Below are 19,420 nucleotides of genomic sequence, written 5' to 3' on the forward strand. Positions count from 1 at the left end.
GGCAATATAGAACTGGCCATCGCGCATCTTTTGTTCGGCAACGATGATGCCCGGCTGGGTACTCAGCCGCGACACATAGGCCTGCCAGCGTTGCCCGGATTGCCAGGATAGAAAGAACCAACCGCCTGCCGGAATCAAAACCAGCAGGACTGCAGCCACCACCAGCCACGGAAATCCCTGGTTTGAGTCCTCCTGCTTCAGTTCAACGCAGGTCCGCAACTGCGTCTCTATGCCGGCCAACTGCGAACTGTCGCCGTCAAACTGCTCTAAAGCCTGTGAGTATTCATCATGGATGCGAAACAACACATCGCGAACGATTTCATGTAATTCCTCTGGCGGATTTCCCCGGATCACCGCGACCAAGGTCGCAAACGGTCCAACTTCCGACCAAAGACGAAGCTCCCCGAAACGGATAGTGTCCAGGCCGCTCTGTTCTTTCTCGTTAAATGAGTCTTTCACAAAATCTTGAATAGCACTAAGCATCGAAGAAATGAGTTGAGGATCTTCGCTTGTTGCATTATCTGCAGTTACATGCGCTATCAAAATACCGGAATTGCGGTTGATGAGAAAGACATGCTCTACGCGATAGACAAGAGAATGCTTAAGAACAACTTCTGAGAAGCTTGCACCCGTTCTCCAAGCTTCAAATCTCCACTTGAGACCATGCCAGGTAAATATATGTCTTAAAGTTTCATTCAGCGACTGAAAGGTCTGATCGATCTTTTCCCCGATCGACTTGCGAATTGCCGGCAGAAACACCGGGTATAATATATCCGTAAGCGTACGCGGGCTCTTCTGGATGGACCGTTGCACGGCCCTCTCGACAGCTGGCGTAAGGGCCTCGCCGAGTTGCACCTGAGGCGCACGTGCGGCTGCACTGGGGAGAACACCCCCCACTGCAGACGCAAGCTGCTCAGGTTCGTCGAGCAGGTGCGCAACTCGTGAAAGCTCCGAAATTTCGCGGCCGACCAGCAACTGGCGCAGCGTTTCCATGCGAGGATCGGCGGTTGGAACTCCGTAGAGACGCGCACGATAGTCCGGATCGACGTTCCGAGCAATTTCGACCAAAAGATTAGCCAGAGCCTCGCGATCAATCTCTGGATCGTTCGAAGCTGCTCTTTGAGGAAGGCTGATTGGGTCGACGGTCGACGTCAAGTTCCGATCAACTCACTTTCCAGCTGCGTTCCGAGTTGTGCTTGCTGCCGACGGGATCCTGATTTAAACATTTTGCAACCTCGACAAACAGGCCGGCCAAAAGATTTCGGTCGGTCTTGACGTTGCTGAGATCGGAAAACATTTTCTCAATCAGCATCTGAATGCTTTCATTCTTTTGCTTGATTTCCTCACGCAGCAATTGATCGCTTCGATTTATCCGGTCCGCCACTTCGCGCTCAAGCTCGCTCAATTGATCCGACAACGCGCGCACCTGCTTTTCAAGCGCCTGATTTTGCTCGCGAAGATTCCGGTCAATCTCCTTGTCGGCCTCGGCTCGTGCATCTTTTTCGTTCCGCAATTGCGCCGCGAGCGATTCGACCTGCTTTTTTGCATTTGACTCGTACATTTCAAGATTGCGCTTGGCCTCGGATTCGACATCCTTGAAGCGCTGCAAGAACCGTTCTTCAAGCTTGGAAAAACGGCGGTCGTAGTCCTGCATCTGGTTGCCGAACAGCAGATCACGTATCTTGTCGACACCTACAGCGTCGCCGGAGACGCCGGCCTCGCGGGCCTGGACCCCCATGAAGGCCAGCCCGTTTCCATCTGCATTACCTATCAGATTTTCGTCCGCTTTACTTGCTGAAGCGGTACTCGAAGATTCCTTAGCCATCCTTATGCCCCTTCATTTGAACACCTGCCACAGTGCAAAACTCAAAAACGCCCAAACATGTCAGCAAAATAGCCGACTCGCAAGCCGGAATCTTCTTGCCTTAAGCCAATTCGTGGGTTCCTTTTACATCTCTTGACTAGCGGCAAATGAACGGGTTCCGAGTTACGTCGCTCGCACATCTCTTCGTTATAGCAGGCATAACCGGCTAATCTAATCGACCATTTGACGCAATCTACTATAGAAATTAGTAATACAATGTCAGTCTATAGCTACTGGGAACTCAATTGAGTAGCGCATATTCATTAGAAGTATCTAAAATAGCAGGTCTGGCGGTGCGCATACTGTCTCGCACCCGGCTGTATACTGCGACGATCAGCTTCCGATGCGGGCCCAACGGTAGAAGGAAGGTCTTCTTTCGCACGGAGAATGGCTGTTCGAGAATGCACCTCGGAATCGAGGCGTTTCGGTCGATAGCAGGGGAGCAATAGTCCCAATCACTGCAGTCATTCACACCAACGCTTCAGTGGGCTTGCATCTATTGCGCCCCGATTGCAAAAGACGTCAGGTTGCCATAGCTATTGCACGATGCCAGGGACCGCAGCTTGTGGCCATGGCGCCGACTCCGGGGACCGACGACATGAGTATGCGGCATGCTTGGCCTTGACGTCCCTCTGCGACAGCTGGCGCCCAAGCTCGGCGGCACGGATGCGAATGCTGCGCCCGGCTCCAACATCTGTAGCACGACAGGAGCAAGCTCGCTCTGCAGCCAAATGGCGGCGTCGCGGCGGCTCGGAAGCGTTCGCAGGAGACTGTTTGGACGCAGTGTCGCTGAGGAACGTTTCCTTTGGCAGGAAATCGCCGGCTATGTTTCGGGACGCTTGTTCTACCTTCGAACCAGGCGCGGGTAAGACGGCGTGGCGCATAATCCCTTGGTTTCAATCGTGGTTCCTGCGCACAACGCGGAGGTAACGCTGCCGCGCGCACTCGATTGCCTTGTCGATCAGGAAATAGTGGATTGGGAGGCGATCGTCATCGACGACGCCTCCGCTGACCGCACCTCCGCGATCATCGCCGGTTATGTGGAGCGCGATGCCCGGTTTCGGACGTTGAGCTCTTGCGCGTATAGCGCCGCCGGCGCGCGCAACAGCGGGATTTCGACAGCGCGCGGAAGCTGGCTCATGTTCCTGGATGCGGACGATTGGGTGGACGCCAGCTTCCTTGCGAAAATGCTGGCCGCACTGAAAACCGCGCCCGATGCAGTCGCCGCCTATTGCGGTTCCCGGCGCGTGATGCCCGATGGCGAACTCACCCCGTCGAGCATCCCGACGGAGGTTGCGATCCAGCCCTTCGAAACATTCGCGCGCCGGTGTGCCATCCGCACTCACGCGCTGCTCGTCGACCGGGAGACAATTGTCGAGTTGGGCGGTTTCGATGTGTCGCTGCGCACCTGCGAGGACTGGGATCTGTGGCAGCGCCTCGCACGTCTAGGCAAAAATTGGGTGATGGTCGACGAGCCGCTCGCTCTCTATCGTATCAGCCCCAACGCGCTCTCCCGCAATTCGACGCAGATGCTGGCAGATGCGAAAATCGTGATCGCCCGCGGCTTTTCTGCTGATCCCAGGGTCAAACAGCCGGCATCGGCTCATGCCAATGGAGCGATCGAGGCGAACGGCGGCACCGCTTCCGAAGCACTCGCGTGGTTCGCGTTGTGGAACGCCGCGTCGGATTGCGGCAGCGGCCGCCGCTCGATCAGCCCGCAGACCCTGCGCGCGCTCCCGGCAGGACGTAAGTGGGCGCATGACATCGCCAAGGTGGCCTTCGATGGCCTTATGGTAGGAACCCTATCGGTGCCAGCGCAATTGGCTGCCAAATGGGACAGGTTCGGCGGCTCCATCACCGAGTTGATCATCGAACTCGGCAAGGTCTGGGACAATCCCGTCGCGGGTCGCCGCGTCCAGTATCAGCTTGAGCAAATGCTTCTCGACGTAGACGATCTTGCCGCGCCGCGAAGGCTGGCGCGGACGCTTGGAATTCGCGTCGATATTCAAAATCCGACCTCGATCGAACTTCCGGACGGAATCGATCAAATTTATGCCTATCTGACGATGGATGGCCAGATCGAGGCTGTCGCACAGTTCGGCGTACTCGGGAAAGTGACAAGGCGCCATTGGATTGAATTGATCCGGGATTTCGTGCCCCCTGAGCGGCTTACACAGAATGCCGCGCGGCTTGCGAGGCGACCGCCGGTACATGCCCCGCAACAGGGCGCCGGTGCCGACAAGTCAAACATATCTGCAGCCGAGGCATTGTCAGCCACAGCCGAACGCGGGCCTGATCCGGACAGCCACTTTGGCAAACTCGCGCAATTGGCCGCGCAAGCGCGGGAGCTGGTTCGGTCGAGCGCCGAACCTGCGGAGCCTCCTGCGGCGCCGCGCCGCGCACGGCCCAGGCACGACAAGGATCGCACGTCGTTCTGGAATGGCTATTTCGCGACCGAGGATCCCTGGAACTACGGTTCCTCCTATGAGCAGGAAAAATACGAGCGGCAGCTCGAAATCCTGCCTACCGGTCCTATCGGACGGGCGCTTGAGCTGGCCTGCGCGGAGGGCCACTTCACGCGGCAGCTGGCGCCGCATGTGGGCCATTTGACCGCAACCGACATCTCCGCCGTAGCCATCGAGCGAGCGCGCGCGCGATGCAGCGATCAGCCGAATGTCGAGTTCGGCGTACTGGATTTCTCGGCCGACACGCTGCCTGGTGAGATGGACCTGATCGTCTGTTCGGAAGTGCTCTACTACCTGGAAGATCTCGCCGAGTTGCGGCGCATCGCCAAGAAAATCGTTGAGGCATTGGCGCCTGGCGGCAGTTTCATCAACGCACACGCATTCGTGTTATGTGACAATGTTGAAAGGACCGGCTTCGACTGGAACACGTTCGGTGCACAAGCGATCTCGGAGACGCTGGCAGGGACCGAAGGCCTCGTCCTCGATCAATCGATCCAGACCGAGCTCTATCGCATAGACCGCTTCCGCCGCCTCTCACCTGGAGATGTGGCGACGGAACCGACAATCGATTACGTCCCAATCCGCGCGCGTCTCGAAATTGGGGTCGCGCGAAACATCGTCTGGGGCGGGGCGCGGGCCTTGCGCCGCGACGTTGCGCGTAGCGAGCGGCGGCAGCGTATCCCTGTCCTCATGTATCACAGCGTCTCCGATGAAGGTCCGGCCGCGCTCGCCCGTTTTCGGCTCACGCGCGCCGCATTCGTCAGCCAGATGGCATGGCTGCGCGCCAATGGCTTTCACGCAATTAGGTCCGAGCAGCTGGAAGAGACCATCGCCAACCGTCAGCCTTTCGCTGGCCGCCCGGTCCTCATCACCTTCGACGATGGCTTCCAGAACTTTGCCGACCATGCCTGGCCGACCTTGCGCGCGAACGACCTGACCGCGGAAGTGTTCCTGGTGACGGACCTTGTGGGCGCAAGCGCACAGTGGGACGCCGACAGCGGTCAGCCGACGCAGCTTATGGACGCCGGGACGGTGCGACGCCTCTCCGCCGAAGGTGCGTTCTTCGGAAGCCATCTGGCGACGCATCGCGCGATCGATGGTCTGTCGAGCTCTGACTTGGCCGCCGAGCTCCTGCGATCTCGTATGTTCATCGAACGGTGGACCGGTCGGCCAACCACGGCTTTTGCGGCACCCTTCTCTGTCACCGACCGACGGCTTGGCCGGCTGGCCAAGGAGTGCGGCTATCGAATCGGCTTCGGCAGCAAACACGGGCCGGCGGACCTCAATTGCGATCCCATCGACCTTCCGCGCATCGAGATTCGCGGGGACCGCTCGCTCGACGACTTTGTTGCCACTGTCGAGGCCGTGCTCGAATGAACGGCGAACTTGTCAGTGTCATTCAGTGCCCCGCCCGTTTACCTCGTTCGCAAGTCTATTGGGCGACTTGGGACACGGCTGACATCAGCTCCTCCGGGTTTGGCGCCCCAAACATGTATCGCCCACCCTCTGGAACCTCCGTGAAGCTCCAGCGGACGATCCCCTGCCGGTCCAGCAGGAACTGACCGACCAGTTGTCCGTGTCCCGTTGCCACCATCTGCTCGTCGGCTTCGGTCACTTCGTAATGGTCCCTCTTGTTGAGGATTTCGGTGGCCGCAATAGGATCCATAGGACCGGGCAACTCGCCTGGTAGGTCGACCCGCATATCCTTTACCGCTGCCATCGAGACCTTGTACGGCCAGTTCGTCTCGTTTTGGGTGAATTCGAGATTGGGCAGTCCAAAAGCACGATGTGAAGCGCGCTCAGGATCGGAGGCCGCAAGCAGATTCGGCATCGGGTGGTAGCGGAAATAGAGGCGCGCCCGTTCGATGGGGGTGTTGACCACCGTCAGGCTCTCCACGCCCTTTTCGCGCAGCTCCGGATCAAGCCGCGCCTGGGCGGCGATATAGCGCCGGCAAAACGCACAATGCAGACCTCGAAACAGGCCGACCAGCACCGGTTTTTGTCCGCGATAGTGGTCAAGCGCGATCTTGCCTTCCTGGGTAATGGCGTCGAGTACCAAGTTCGGCGCACGGTCGCCCGGTTGAAGCGGTACCAAGTCACTACGCGCGGACATTTCCAACCTCCAACCCGGCTAGTCGAGAAAAGGCAGCACCACAAGCGCTTCCGGGTCGAGCCCGTGCTGGGCGCATATGCCCTGCGCCAGGGAAAAGTAGCGTTCGGCCTCGGCCAGATTGTCGAGGTCGAGATTAAGCGTTGCGAGACCATCATAGCACGGAAACAGCAGTTGGGGTTCGCCCGTTTCGCGGGCTACGTCGAGTGCTTCGTGGAACAAGCCGACCGCCAGTTCCGGACGGCCGTGGCACTGGTGGATCTGCCCAAGCACGATCAACGGCACCGCCAGGTGCTCGCGCTGGTCGAGCGCCCGGTCGATCTCGATGGCCTTCTCGGCAGCAGGCACGCCCTCCGTTGGACAGCGATCCGTGAAAGTACAACAAGCGACAGCCAGATTGGCGAGAAGGCGCGCCTGGAAACCCAAATCACCAATATGGCGCGCCACTTCAAGACCGCGCCGACAGACCTCCATCGCCTGTGCCGGATCGATAGTCGTGTAAAGCACGCCGAGATTGGTGTAGCCGCGACAGGCCGCGCCCAGTAGACCGGCGGCTTCGGCCAATTCAATGCTACGCTCAACCTGTCGCACGGCTTCACGGCTTCGCCCAAGGCGAGCCAGCGCAACAGCCTTGGTATTAAGTGCCTCGGCGGTCACAAGAGTGGCGTCACATCCTACCTCGGAGACATGCTCCGTTGTCAGAGTGCGTACGCAATCCAGCGCCGCGTCTGCCCATTTTACCGCGAGAGCGTGATCTCCGCTACGGAACGCCTGTCGGCCACGTTCTTGCCAGAGTTGCGCTTGCTCGATCGGAGCATCCGCTCCATCGAGGAGCGCTGCCGCTTCAGCATAGCGGGATTCTGCGTTGTCCCGCTTGCCGACGTCCCAGAGCAGCCGACCGATCTTACGCAAAACTCGCGCCGAAGCGACACGATTGGCTGACTCGCGGTATGCCTGCAACACCGTCTCGTAGTGGTGGTGCGCGATCTCGCGGCGGCCTACCGGGCCGCTCAAATCGGCAATGCGCTCTGCAATTGCCAGTTTGAGCGGTGTTTGCCCGATCGCGCCCAACGCAGTCAGTGCTCGATCGTAGAAACGAAGGGCGTCGTCGTTGGCGTATATCATGCGAGCGCGATCGCCCGCCGCCTGTAGGTAATGCGCGCCCTTCTCCCGCTCGGCGCTCTGTGCGAAATGATAACCGAGCACGGTCAAATCCTCGAGCCGTTCCGGCTTGTCGCCGCACAGTTGCTCCAAGGCAGCGCCGACCCGCCCGTGGATGTCGGTCCGGCGTTGCAGGAGCAGATTCTGGTAGATCACGTCCTGCAGCAGTGTTTGCGTAAAGCGGTAGCCTTGCGACGAGACCGAGCCTGATCCGGCAACTTCCTCGATGATTTCCGCATCGCAAAGCAGTTCGCAGCCGGCTTCTAGCCGGCCAGGGTCGGCTGTCACGGTTTTCAGAAGTGTGGCATTGAAGCGCGGGCCGATTACCGCGGCTTCCTGGGCCAACCGGCGCGCCTCTTGGGGCAGCCGGTCGACGCGAGCAAGCAACATTGCCTGGATAGTGGCGGGAATGCCGGTTGCCACTTCGCCTGCCACAGTCCGCCATCGCTGGCCCTCGCGCATCAGTACACCGCGATCGATAAGACCGCGAACGATCTCCTCTACAAAAAAGGGGTTGCCGCCCGCGCGCTCGAGAATCTGGTCGAGAAGCCCTCCCGCGGAGTTTACCCAGCTCTCGCCGAAAAGCGCCGCCAGCAGGCTGCGTCCGTCATCGCTGTTGAGGGGCGAAAGCCTCAGCGCTGTGTGACTGACCCGACTTGAGTCGAGCTGGTCATTGTCCGGCGCCGGACGATGCGTGACCAGCACCATCAACCGCGTGCGCACTAACCTGTCCATCACGAAACGTAGTGCCTCGAGCGACACGGCGTCGGCCCAGTGCAGGTCTTCGACGACAATCAACAGCGGCGACAACGCAAGCCGCCGTTCGATGATTGTGCGGACTGCGTAGAGAATTTGCCGCCGCAGCTGCTCGGGCTCGACATGCTGCAAGGTGGTATCGGGGTCGCCAAGGCCAAGCACATGGTAGAGCAAAGGCATCAGCCGCTTCGCCTCCTCGCCCTGCAGGCCGAGATCGGCAAGCAAGCCTGCGAGCTTCCCCCGCATTTCGTCCCCATTGTCGTTTTGCATCATCCCGGCAGCGCTGCGCACCACTGCGCCCAAGGCGCCAAATGATTGTTCGCCCAGCGGTGAGCACGTGGCCTGCCGCACGGCGACGTTGCGAAAACGATCCTCGTCGCCGACGCGGGCGACGAACTCGTTCACCAGCCGCGATTTCCCGATACCGGCTTCTCCGACGAGGCGGACAAGTTGGGCCGAGCCGCCGCACGCCTGGTCAAGGCTCGCCAGCATTCTATTGAGCTCCGCACCACGACCTATTATCGGCGCACTGAGGCCGAGCGCCTCGAGCCCACGCGCTGCACGCGGCGCCGCAAGCGGTGCATCCAGTCGATGGACGAGCACACTGCCAGCCTTGCCGCGAAGCACGACATCACCCAGCGACTCGTAAGAGAAGGCATGCCGGGTCAGCCTGTGAGTGAGCTCGCCTACCAGCACCTCACCTGGTGCGGCCAGCGATTGCAGGCGTTGCGCCGTATTCACTGTATCGCCGGTCACCGAATAGGATTTGGCGGTGCCGACGCCCAATCCGCCAGTGACGACCGGACCAGTGTTTATGCCGATATGGAGTGACAGAGGCGAGCCGGAGTGGGGGGTGCTTTCGCCGAGCCGCGCCGTCCGGGCGATCATGTCGAGAGCGGCGCGAAGCGCACGTTCCGGATCGTCCTCATGCGCGACCGGCGCACCGAACAAAGCGAGCAGTGCATCGCCGATGAATTTGTCGACGAAACCGCCAAAGTTTCGCACGGCCGCCGTCAATTCCTTGAACAGTTCGTTCTGCAGCGCTTGCATGACCTCGGGGTCGAGCTGCTCGCTGAGTGTCGTGAAGCCGCAAAGGTCGGCGAACAGGACCGTTACCGTCCGGCGATCGGCGTCAGAGACGGGATACTGCCCATCTTCGCTTTCGATGTTCGGAAGCAGCGACGGAGTTCGAGAAGGCTGCACAGTGGTCCGGCTTGGCGTCGGAGCAGGCCGTTCGACGGCTTTTGCGGGCGCACCGACGCTTGCCCCACATTTCGGACAGAACTCGAAATCAGGTGCGCAGCGGAAGCCGCAACTGGCGCATGGCACGGGCTGGCGCCTGCCACACCTCGGACAGAAAGCGTAACCGCCCTCAACCTCGAAACCGCAGCCCGAGCAGTCCATCGAACAAGACCTCACTAGGGGCCGTGACGGCGTGATCTCGCTACGCACTTCACGGCCAAGGTTCACAAGAATGAACCGATAGCCGTCGACCAGCAAGCGGCAGCGCAAATGGGTATCGAGCGATCCGTGTGGGTCCGGTGGCAGAGCGCTGCCGATCGAGGCGGAAGCCGTCGTCGAAATCCCGAAAGGCATCAGCGTCAAGGAAGCGGCCGGATCAGACGCCAGAGGCTCACCGATAGATCCCCGTCGCTTGCGGTTGCGCACCAGAAAATCAACCTGAAGTAGGCTCAGTTCGCCTTGATCTCTGCCTGGCCGATCTTGCGCCATCGGGCGTTTTCGCGAACCAGCTTCAGGTCGTCGGTCGCCTCGGCAAACGTCCGCAAACGGTATTGCCGGAGCAGGTCCGGGAAGACCGCCCCTTCCGGCAGGCCGGCAAGCTGCTCGCGGACCGAGATCTTTTCGTCGATGACCCGCATGCCCCAGGCATTTTCCCGAACCTGCAACTCCGCAGCCAGATCGCGCTCTTCCGGCGCGTTTTCATCTAGCGCAGCCAGCAGGATCGAGTGGAAAAGCGCTACATAACCAATCTGTCTCAGGCCGCCCACAACCCGCACGCGCGGCAATATGGCAAGGACCAGGAACATCAGGAACAAGTTCGGCAGCAGCATGCCGTCCAGCAGCGCCTGCCTGAGATGCGGTCGCTCGAACGGGATGGAAAGACCATGCGGCCTGCCAGGCTCGATCAGGTGCCCGTTATCGAGGACGAGCTTGCGCACGCGCTCCTCGCGGATACCCCAGAAATAGGCCGTGGCATTGGGCAGGAACCTGCCAAATGGGCTCGATGCGGCTGCTTGCAAGGCACGTTCGAGACGCTGGCGCCTTGCGGGCTCAAGGAGCAGCCTGGAAACAAGGCTGCCGTCATTTTCCAGATGCCGCGCCATGGCAGCCGCGGCGAGCCGATCATCGATGAAAACCGGCTGGGCCATGCCGGAACGATCCCAATCAGCGACCAGATCCTCGTTGAGGGCTGTCAGCGCATCGGCGGCGGTTCCAAACACCTTGTCCTGGCTGGCAAGCAGTGTGCCCAGCCAGCGGCTGGCATCCGTTTCGTCGCCCACTGCTTCGAGCGCGCACTTGTTGAGGGTGACGGGACCGGCCACGCAGGCGCTTTTGCGGCACAGTTTGTGGCGCCCCATGCCAAACAGGTTGACCTTGTCGTCACCGACATCGAGCCATCCCGGCCCCTCCCGGCCAATTGTCTCCATGGTCATCGTCGTTCCCATGAAGCTGAAGAAGGCCGACAGCCCGTTTTCGACCGCGCCGAGCCAGGCAAGCAGGAGGGCATCGAAGGTGATCCGGTCCATCAGGAGCAGGCAGTGCAGGCCGGACTGAATCACCGGTCTGTACTCGAACTCGTCGAGGACCTTGCCGATCTCTTCAGGCTGCATGATCACACCAAGGCGCTGGTGCAGGACTTCGCGCAGGATCGAGCGGGCAGCGATCGCCGGGCCCGATGCAGGCCTTGCCACCGGCCGCCACAGATGGCGGGCGTAATCGGAAACCGGTGCATTCCAGTTCTGCTCGATGTCGCGCACGACTTCCGGGCAGAGCAGCGACAGCACTGCCAGGATTTCCACCGGAGGCGTAGGGGAGGGGTCAAAGACGGCGGTCATTGGTCCCGTCTAGCCGCTTGCCGTGCAAACGCCAAGGGAGACAGGACTTGCTGGATACGGCCGGCCCACACTTGGACTGTCAACTCTGATCAAAATGGTGTGAGACGAAATTGACAGGCCAAACAGCGCATCTCAGAACCGCAGCCGGGCCATGCTCAGGAGGTCATTGTACTGGCCGTCGGTAAAACCGGCCTTCACATGTCGGCCTTCGACCTTGAAGCCGTGTCTTGTGTAGAGACGGATGGCCGGTTCGTTGTCGGCATAGACGGTCAATTCGACCCGCTTCAGGGCGCGCCAGTTGTCGGCCACGTCAAGCAGCGCGCCAAGTATGGCAGAGCCGATACCCTTGCCGACAAAGGCATCGTCAAGGCCGATATTGATCTCGCCGATATGCGAACGGCGCGGCGAACCCTGCACGACCAGGCTGCCATGGCCGACGACCCTGCCATCCAATTCGGCAACGATCCAGGTGGTTTCCTGGCCGGACTTGGCGATGCGCCGCTCCACCTGCTCCACCATCTCGAAAGGCATCCTGAGCGTGCCCCAGCGGAAGCCCGGCATGTTGAAGATAGCGCAAAGCGCCTCCGCATCGCTTAGCCGGATGGACCGGAGCTGCGGCTGGATTTTCTTTGGGGATGGCGAGGTCGTGCTGGTCATGGCTTTCCCGGCGAAGGCAATCGGCCGCCACGATGCACCGGACGTCACCTGAAAATCCAGCCGTCTCTGCAACCTATGATGCCGGTTGCGAGCTAAAATACCGGGAGGCGGCGTAGAGTTTGAAGACGCCGCTGATGCCGATCCAGCCGAAAAGGGCGAGCCAGCACAATGTTCCGGTCGCTGTCCAGTCGATCCGGTGCACCGCAGCGTCGGTGATGACGAGGCCAAGAATGGCAAGCAGGCCAACCAGAAACTGCGCCAAGCCGAGCACCAGCAGTTCCTCGCGCGGCGCGCTTCTCCAGACGAGATATATACCGCCCGCACCGGCCAGGAAGATGGCGCTGTAGACCTGAGCGTGGAAGGCATCGATCGGCCATGGCCAGATGCTGCCGAATGTCAGGGGAAACAGTAACAGGCCGACGCCATAGAGCCCAAGGATCGCCGATTCCACCGGCATGTAGCCGCGCCACACGGGGGTTAAGGTAACGCCTTTTGCTGAAGGACGGGCCCTGGCCCGCCACAGGAACAGCCCGGATACCGCGACCGAAGCGAGATAGACCAAAAACCAGAGCCAGGGCGCTTTGCGCTCGAAGTTGAAATAGCCGAGATTGATGAACGAAGCCACCGACACAATGGCGGTGAAGATGAAGGCCATGACGAGCACGAGCCGGCCGGGTGACCAGCGATTCCAGACCACTAGCGCCGCCATCACGACCATTTCGGCGGTGTAGAAGCCGCCGAGGAAGCGGGCATTGAAAGGCGTGACGGCCCAAGGCCAGCGTGGCTTGACCAGCACAGGCGCGAAAAACAGGCCGGCGCCGACGATCAGGACGATGATGACCACCACGGAGAAAAGGCGCAGGGCCGCGGGAAATGGCGGGTTGTTGGATGCCGGCATGGGAGAAAGTCCAAAGATGAATGCCCCATGGACCCATCATAGTGCCGCTTGCGGCCGGTGAAAATCCGCCGAATGGAAATTGAACCGTCACCAGGCCTATCTATTCGAATGGCCGTACGATGCGTTTCGAAGTAAGATGGAGCACTCGGACCAAAGACGCCTCCGGGGCGCATTTTCCGGAGCCTGCACGATGAACGAAGCTCAGGACCTGTTCTCACTTCTGCGGCAATCGACCGATGTCGATCCGCAGGCAATCGACGCGATCAGGCGAACCATCGCGGAGGGCAAGGACCGCGAACTTTGCCGCATCAATGCGCCAGCCTTCGCCAGCAAGCATGGCCTCGACGAGGAACGCGCCATAAGCGCCTTTCTCCATGCGGCGCGGGTGGGCATCTTCGACATTTCCTGGAATGTTCTATGCCCCGGCTGTGGCGGCGTGCTCGACACCAACGCCACGCTGAAAACCCTGCAGAAGGACGAATACACCTGCGCGCTGTGCTCCGAGGGCTATTCGCCGACCCTCGACGAGATGGTCGAGGTGACATTCACCGTCAGTCCCCGCGTGCGCAGGATTGCCGCTCACAATCCACACGAACTGCCGTTGGTGGAATATTTCCGCCAGATCTACTGGGCGTCCGGCGTCGATCTGCCGGAAGAGGATTTCGCGAAAAAGATAGAAGCGTTCTCGCTGGAGGATATCGAGCTTGCCCCCGGTGAAAAGGCGGTTCTGCCCATCCAGCTTCCGTCTGAGTTCGTCATCGTCTTCGAGCCGGTCACCCATTCAGCGCAGTTCATCGACGGGAAGGGCGAACCAACAAAAGAGCGCCGAAGCCTCTCTTTGGTCTTCGACCGCGACCATGTCCAGAACCAGACGCTGGAGATGCAACCCGGCCCGTTGCGCATTTCGCTGGAGAACAGGACCGACACCCGCGTGCTGCCGACGGTCTTCATCGCCGGCCAGGAATTGCATGATCTCCTGGGCAAACGCCGGCCCTTCCTGACTGCCAAGCGCCTGCTCACCAACCAGACGTTCCGCGATCTCTATCGCACGGATACGCTCGACATCGACCAGCGCCTGAAAATCACCAGCCTGACCTTCCTGTTCACCGACCTGCGCGGATCGACCGAGCTTTACGAGCGGGTTGGCGATCTTTCAGCCTTCGATCTCGTGCGCGTGCATTTCCAGGTTCTGCACGAGATCGTCGCGGCGGAGGCAGGCGCGGTGGTGAAGACGATCGGTGATGCGGTGATGGCGACCTTCGCGACGCCCGATCGTGCGATTGCTGCGGCCCTCAGGATGCGCGATGCCATGCGTGAGCTCAACGACAAGAGCGGGCGCGAGGATCTGCTGCTCAAGATCGGAGTCCATGCCGGCCCCTGCATCGCCGTGTCTATGAACGAGCGACAGGACTATTTCGGCCAGACGGTCAACATTGCTTCGCGGGTCCAGAACCTTGCCAACGCACAGGCGATCTTCGCCACTCGTGCCGTGGTCAACGACAATCTCACCGCCGATCTGTTGCACAGGAACGCGCTGACGCCCGTGCCCCACGAGGTCTCGCTGCGCGGCATTGAGCGGGAGATAGCAGTATATATGATCCCCTGAAGATTTGGACCCGAAGATTTGGCCCCGAAGATTTGGCCGCCAAATATTCGGGTCGTCTCGGCTCCTCACACGCGCCTGCAGACAAAATAACGATCGGCGGGCACCGAAGGCGGCGGCGGGAGGCGTTGCAACAGCGGGTGCTCGAGCGGCGTGCCGCTGACCGCGAAGCCGCCGACGCGAAGCAGGCGCGCGATCAGATCGGGGAGCCAGGTAGAGGTCACTGCATCGCGATCGTCATAGCCGGTGCCGATGTCAGCATGAACAAGAGCCGCGTCGATGCCAATGAACCTCTTCGCCGTCTCGCGTATTTCGCCGAGCACGAAGTCTTCAGCGTCGGGAATTGAGCTGGCGTGTGCGCTAAGTTCGCGGTCGAACACCACGATCCGGCGTCCGGGCAGGCGCTCGCGCAGATGGTGGAACGTCCGGCCGTTGCCGAGGCCGAACTCGAGCACCAGGCCTTCCATCTTCGCCACCTCGGGGCAAACTTGATCGAGAATGTCGCGCTGTGCGGTCATCCTGCTGATGAAATTCTCAAGGCGAGTCATATGCGTTGTGTGTCCTGAAACCAGCTCAAGAGATGGGCAATGCCCGCGACCAGAACGGTTCACAGGTGAAACCCGAGGGCGACGTGTTAAACCCCGATTGCGTCTCGGCACCTATAGAGGCGAACGATGAACGCTGCAATAACCGAACAGGCTGCCGACAGGATCATACCGGGTGGAGTCGGCGGCCGACGCGTGGCGGAATAGCGATCTCACTTGTAGGGGTCTGCGGCGTCCCGCAGGCCGTCGCCGAGGAAGTTGAACGCCAGGATGACGAGAATGACGGGAAGCATCGGCAAAAGCAGCCATGGATAGAACGCGATGACGCTGACGCTGCGCGCCTCGGTGAGCAGGATGCCCCAGCTGGTTATCGGCGCCCTCAGGCCGAGCCCGAGGAAGCTCAGCGCCGTCTCGCCCAGGATCATGCCGGGTATGGAGATCGTCGCCGTCGCGATCAGATGCGACATGAAGCCGGGAATGAGATGCCGCCCGATGATGCGGCTGCTTCTGGCGCCCATCAATTGCGCGGCCAGAACGTAATCCTCCTCGCGCAAGGCTAGAAGCTTTGAACGCACGGCCCGCGCCAGTCCGGTCCAGTCGAGCAGCCCGAGGATGACGGTGATGCCGAAATAGATCAGGATCGGACTCCAGGTTATCGGCATGATCGCCGCCAGAGCCAGCCATAGCGGAATGCTGGGGATCGATTGCAGAACTTCGATTATTCGTTGAACGATCAGGTCGAAGATACCGCCGTGATAGCCGGCCAGTCCGCCGATCACAATGCCGAGCAGGAAGCTAAAACTGATGCCGACGAGGCCGATTGTCAGTGAAATGCGTGCGCCATAGATGATGCGCGAGAGCACATCGCGCCCCAGCCTGTCGGTGCCGGCCAGAAAGAGCTGGCCGTTTTCGGCAGGACAGACAAGATGCCTGTCACCTTCGATTAGGCCCCAGAACCGGTAACTGTCGCCCTTGCAGAAGAAACGGATCCGCTGAACATCATCCTGTTTCTCGATGTAGTTACGCTTGAGCGTGTCCATATCCAGCGTCATCTGGCGGCCATAGACGAACGGCCCGACGAACTGGCCGTTGTGGAACAGGTGCACCCGCTGCGGCGGCGAATAGATGTAGTCCATGTTTCGCGTATGCAGATTGTAGGGCGCCAGGAACTCGCAGATCAGTATCCCGAAATAAAGCGCTGCCAGGAATATGCCGGATACAACGGCAAGCCGGTGCTCCCGGAATTTCCACCACATCAGCCGCAACTGGGACGCCTGAAAGACCTTCGACTGCTCCGGCGTCATCGCCTCGACCGACTGCAGGTCAAAGGGCGCGCTGGAAACATAGTGTTGCAGCGGAGCACCCGGAGCGGGCAGCGGCGAATGCGTGCTCATTTGGTGCTGCCACCCTGCAAACGAATTCTTGGATCAAGCAGCGCCAGCGCCAGGTCGGAAATCAGGACGCCGATGACCGTCAGGAAGGCGAGGAACATGAGGAACGACCCTGCCAGATACATGTCCTGGCTTTGCAGCGCCTTGATCAGCATCGGCCCGGTCGTTTCCAAAGACAGCACGATCGCCGTGATTTCGGCGCCGGAGATGATGGCCGGCAGGATAGAGCCGATGTCGGAAATGAAGAAATTGAGCGCCATGCGCAGCGGATATTTGACCAGCGCCTTGAACGGATGAAGTCCTTTGGCGCGCGCGGTCACGACATATTGCTTGTGTAGCTCGTCGAGAAGATTGGCGCGCAGCCGCCGGATCATGCTTGCCGTGCCCCCGGTGCCGATGATCAAGACCGGAATCCAGAGATGGGCGAGGATCGACTTCGCCTTGGCCCAGCTCATCGGCTCGCCGAGATATTGCTGGTCCATGAGATGGCCGATGGATGTGCCGAACCAGATGTTGGCGAAATACATCAGGATCAGCGCCAGCATGAAGTTCGGAATGGCAAGCCCGAGAAGGCCGAAGAAAGTCAGGCCGTAGTCGCCCCAGCTGTATTGATGCGTGGCGGAGTACATGCCGATCGGAAAGGCGATGAGCCAGGTGAAGATGATCGTGACGAAGGAAACCAGCACGGTCAGCCACATTCGGTCCCCGACGACGTCGCGGACCGGCAGCTCATATTCGAAGGAATAGCCGAAATCGCCGCGCAGCATCCCGCCGACCCAGTAGAAGTAGCGAATGACCGGTGGCTGGTCGAAACCATAGTCCTTGCGCATCATCTCGATGCGATCGGAATCCACCGCTTCGCCCTGAGCCCGAAGCTCGGCAACATAGCTGTCGAAATAGTCGCCGGGTGGAAGTTCGATGATCGTGAACACCAGTGCCGATATGACCAGCAGCGTTGGAACCATCACGGCGATGCGCCAGACCAAATATCGAAGCACGCTCAGGACTCTCCAAGCCAGAATGTATCCGGCATGTAGACACCGAAATAGGCGGTCGGGTCGTAGCCGTAGAGCGCCTTGTCAGGCAGATTGCGCAGCCGCGATGACGCCAGAACCGGCTGATGCGTTCCGTTCACGGTGCCGATCGAAAACACCTGATCGGTGTAGATCGACAGCATTGAATTCCAGATTTCGGCGCGCTCCGTGGCTTCGGTCGATGCGTTCCAGCGCTTGAGCAAAGCCACCAGCTCGACCACAGGCGGAAGATCGGGCGCCTCACCGACCTTGCCATGAGACAAGTAGTGAGCACCCCAGAGCGGCCATTGCAGCTGGTCGTCGATGGTGGGGGCCAGCTGGTACGGGTTCATGTCGGCGGTCGGCACGCCATTGTCGATGCCCGACCACATCGACATCATGATCTGGCCGCCAAGCGCGCGGCTGCGGAAGATATCGCGCTGCGAAGTCCGGATGAACAGGGCGATCCCGATCTTGCGCCAGTGATCGGTGATGAGTTCGAGCGCGTCGGTTTCCAGCGTGCTTTCGCCGGCCGTTTCCACTATGATCTGCGCAGGGCGTCCATCGGGAAGTATCCGCATGCCTTCATCGTCACGCGTCTGAAGCCCGGCCTCGTCAAGCAGGGCATTGGCCTGGTCGGGATCATGGGCGACCCAGGCTTTCGCGAATTCCGGCCGGTAGAGCGGGCTCTCCGGCAGGACCGTATCGGCACTTTCCTGCCCCAGTCCGTAGAACACGGCCAAATTGATCTCGCGCCTATCCACAGCGAGCGAAAGGGCGCGGCGCACGCGCACGTCACGAAGAAGGCCACGCCACACCTGGTCGGCACAATTCAGATTGGGCAGCAGCGCCAGCCGCGAACCCTGTGTGCGTTTCCAGAGACGCATCTTCACCGGGTAGCGCTTCTCCGCATCCTTCAGGAAGGAGTAATCGGTGAAGTCAATTCCCATGCTTTGCAGGTCGCTCTCGCCCGCACCGGTCTTGGCGGAAATGATCGCCGGCGAGCTGACATTCATGACGATCCGGTCAACATAGGGCAGTTGCCGGCCATTCTCGTCTATTCGATGAAAGAACGGGTTGCGCTCGAAGACGAATTGCTCGGCCGGCGGCTTGGTCCGGTTCCGCCAGGGATCGAGCGTCGGCAGTTCCGGGTTCTCCGGGCGATACTGCCGCGACATGCGGATATGCAGGAGCGTCCATTTCTTGGCCCGGTTCTCCTTCATTAGGCCGGCGAGCCGGACTGGATCCTGGTATTTCTTGTGGAACTGCTTGAGATAGGTGGCCGGCAGAACCAGCGATAGCGGCGAAGCAGCAGCAAGCTTGGGCAGGAAGTCGGGATTGGGCGCATCCCAACTATAGCGGACCGTCGACGGATCGACGATCTCGAAGTGTGGCGACTTGCCGTTCGCCAGCAGGGCGGGGGCAAGCCCGCCTTGCGAAAGCTCATCGTTCAGCCAGACATCTTCCCAGCAATAGCGAAAATCCTCCGGCGTCAGCAGGCTGCCGTCAGACCATTTATGCCCTTCCCGAATCTTGAAAGTGAAGACGCGATCATCCGCTACGTCGAAACTTTCGAGAATATCGGCTTGCAAGTTGAGCTTTTCGTCATAGCCGACCAGGCGAGCATACCCGTAGATCGTCATCATCCGGATATCTTTCTGGCTGCCGATGATCGTGCGCAGCGTGCCGCCATACTGGCCGGGCTGCCGGCCCATCGCGGCGAGGTTCAACGCGCGCGGGTTCTTGGGCAAGCGTTCGGCGAGTGCCGGCAGCGCCTTGGCCTTCAGCTGCGGCTGAAGAAATTCCGGCTCCAGATCGCCGGCGCGCGACGTGCCCGGCAGAAATGCCGAAGCCATAAGTCCAAGGACGGTGCGCCGGCT

General features: G+C 60.3%; 12 protein-coding genes and 1 pseudogene. 2 read left to right on the forward strand and 11 right to left on the reverse strand.

Annotated features, from left to right (window positions below; genetic code table 11):
* Together AC0L15_RS05970 and AC0L15_RS05975 are read right to left on the reverse strand one after the other, a co-directional pair.
* Positions 1-1,155, reverse strand: a pseudogene (locus AC0L15_RS05970) (OmpA family protein); the annotation flags it as partial.
* Positions 1,156-1,162: 7 nt separating this feature from the next.
* On the reverse strand, positions 1,163-1,825 hold the full coding sequence (locus AC0L15_RS05975; protein WP_091594751.1) for a coiled-coil domain-containing protein: 663 nt from the start codon (positions 1,823-1,825) through the stop codon (positions 1,163-1,165).
* Between the two features lie 914 nt (positions 1,826-2,739).
* Between AC0L15_RS05975 and AC0L15_RS05980 the strand changes: the two genes are divergently transcribed.
* Entirely contained in the window at positions 2,740-5,706 is a 2,967-nt protein-coding gene (locus tag AC0L15_RS05980; protein ID WP_287246191.1) for a trifunctional glycosyltransferase/class I SAM-dependent methyltransferase/polysaccharide deacetylase, read from the forward strand.
* A 55-nt stretch (positions 5,707-5,761) separates the two neighbouring features.
* Here AC0L15_RS05980 and AC0L15_RS05985 read toward each other — a convergent pair whose 3' ends face one another.
* From AC0L15_RS05985 to AC0L15_RS06005, 5 genes are all read right to left on the reverse strand, one after another.
* Complete coding sequence (locus AC0L15_RS05985) at positions 5,762-6,442, reverse strand: redoxin domain-containing protein (RefSeq protein WP_473496001.1); 681 nt, start codon at positions 6,440-6,442, stop codon at positions 5,762-5,764.
* A gap of 18 nt (positions 6,443-6,460) precedes the next feature.
* Entirely contained in the window at positions 6,461-9,760 is a 3,300-nt protein-coding gene (locus AC0L15_RS05990; RefSeq protein ID WP_287246594.1) for an adenylate/guanylate cyclase domain-containing protein, read from the reverse strand.
* A gap of 287 nt (positions 9,761-10,047) precedes the next feature.
* On the reverse strand, positions 10,048-11,433 hold the full coding sequence (locus AC0L15_RS05995; RefSeq protein ID WP_287246195.1) for a hypothetical protein: 1,386 nt from the start codon (positions 11,431-11,433) through the stop codon (positions 10,048-10,050).
* 132 nt (positions 11,434-11,565) lie between these two features.
* Entirely contained in the window at positions 11,566-12,090 is a 525-nt protein-coding gene (locus AC0L15_RS06000) for a GNAT family N-acetyltransferase (protein ID WP_287246197.1), read from the reverse strand.
* 73 nt (positions 12,091-12,163) lie between these two features.
* Positions 12,164-12,988 (reverse strand): hypothetical protein, encoded by an 825-nt coding sequence (locus AC0L15_RS06005; RefSeq protein WP_287072583.1) that lies wholly within the window; start codon positions 12,986-12,988, stop codon positions 12,164-12,166.
* Positions 12,989-13,178: 190 nt separating this feature from the next.
* Here AC0L15_RS06005 and AC0L15_RS06010 point away from each other — a divergent pair, with 190 nt between their 5' ends.
* Positions 13,179-14,594: an adenylate/guanylate cyclase domain-containing protein gene (locus tag AC0L15_RS06010; protein WP_287064599.1), complete on the forward strand. Its 1,416-nt coding sequence runs from the start codon at positions 13,179-13,181 to the stop codon at positions 14,592-14,594.
* Between the two features lie 65 nt (positions 14,595-14,659).
* Here the strand turns inward: AC0L15_RS06010 and AC0L15_RS06015 are convergent, their stop codons facing one another.
* The 4 genes from AC0L15_RS06015 to AC0L15_RS06030 form a co-directional block, all read right to left on the reverse strand.
* Positions 14,660-15,139, reverse strand: a complete 480-nt coding sequence (locus tag AC0L15_RS06015; protein ID WP_236372684.1) for a class I SAM-dependent methyltransferase — start codon at positions 15,137-15,139, stop codon at positions 14,660-14,662.
* 209 nt (positions 15,140-15,348) lie between these two features.
* Positions 15,349-16,530 carry an ABC transporter permease gene (locus AC0L15_RS06020; protein ID WP_287064598.1) on the reverse strand — a complete coding sequence of 394 codons (1,182 nt, stop codon included), beginning with the start codon at positions 16,528-16,530 and terminating at the stop codon, positions 15,349-15,351.
* A complete protein-coding gene (locus AC0L15_RS06025; protein ID WP_202366148.1) occupies positions 16,527-17,525 on the reverse strand; it encodes an ABC transporter permease in 999 nt (332 codons plus the stop codon). The genes AC0L15_RS06020 and AC0L15_RS06025 overlap by 4 nt, the downstream gene beginning before the upstream one ends.
* Positions 17,526-17,527: 2 nt before the next feature.
* Entirely contained in the window at positions 17,528-19,396 is a 1,869-nt protein-coding gene (locus tag AC0L15_RS06030; protein WP_473496002.1) for an ABC transporter substrate-binding protein, read from the reverse strand.
* Positions 19,397-19,420 lie beyond the last annotated feature (24 nt).

The sequence above is a fragment of the Mesorhizobium sp. WSM4846 genome (genome assembly GCF_055811415.1).

What these genes read in the sequence shown, in the direction of transcription:
- AC0L15_RS06000 (WP_287246197.1), bottom strand. Translation starts at nt 12,090, where the DNA reads ATGACCAGCACGACCTCGCCATCCCCAAAGAAAATCCAGCCGCAGCTC.
- AC0L15_RS06005 (WP_287072583.1), bottom strand. Translation starts at nt 12,988, where the DNA reads ATGCCGGCATCCAACAACCCGCCATTTCCCGCGGCCCTGCGCCTTTTC.
- AC0L15_RS05990 (WP_287246594.1), bottom strand. Translation starts at nt 9,760, where the DNA reads ATGGACTGCTCGGGCTGCGGTTTCGAGGTTGAGGGCGGTTACGCTTTC.
- AC0L15_RS05985 (WP_473496001.1), bottom strand. Translation starts at nt 6,442, where the DNA reads ATGTCCGCGCGTAGTGACTTGGTACCGCTTCAACCGGGCGACCGTGCG.
- AC0L15_RS05995 (WP_287246195.1), bottom strand. Translation starts at nt 11,433, where the DNA reads ATGACCGCCGTCTTTGACCCCTCCCCTACGCCTCCGGTGGAAATCCTG.
- AC0L15_RS05975 (WP_091594751.1), bottom strand. Translation starts at nt 1,825, where the DNA reads ATGGCTAAGGAATCTTCGAGTACCGCTTCAGCAAGTAAAGCGGACGAA.
- AC0L15_RS06010 (WP_287064599.1), top strand. Translation starts at nt 13,179, where the DNA reads ATGAACGAAGCTCAGGACCTGTTCTCACTTCTGCGGCAATCGACCGAT.
- AC0L15_RS06030 (WP_473496002.1), bottom strand. Translation starts at nt 19,396, where the DNA reads ATGGCTTCGGCATTTCTGCCGGGCACGTCGCGCGCCGGCGATCTGGAG.
- AC0L15_RS06020 (WP_287064598.1), bottom strand. Translation starts at nt 16,530, where the DNA reads ATGAGCACGCATTCGCCGCTGCCCGCTCCGGGTGCTCCGCTGCAACAC.
- AC0L15_RS06015 (WP_236372684.1), bottom strand. Translation starts at nt 15,139, where the DNA reads ATGACTCGCCTTGAGAATTTCATCAGCAGGATGACCGCACAGCGCGAC.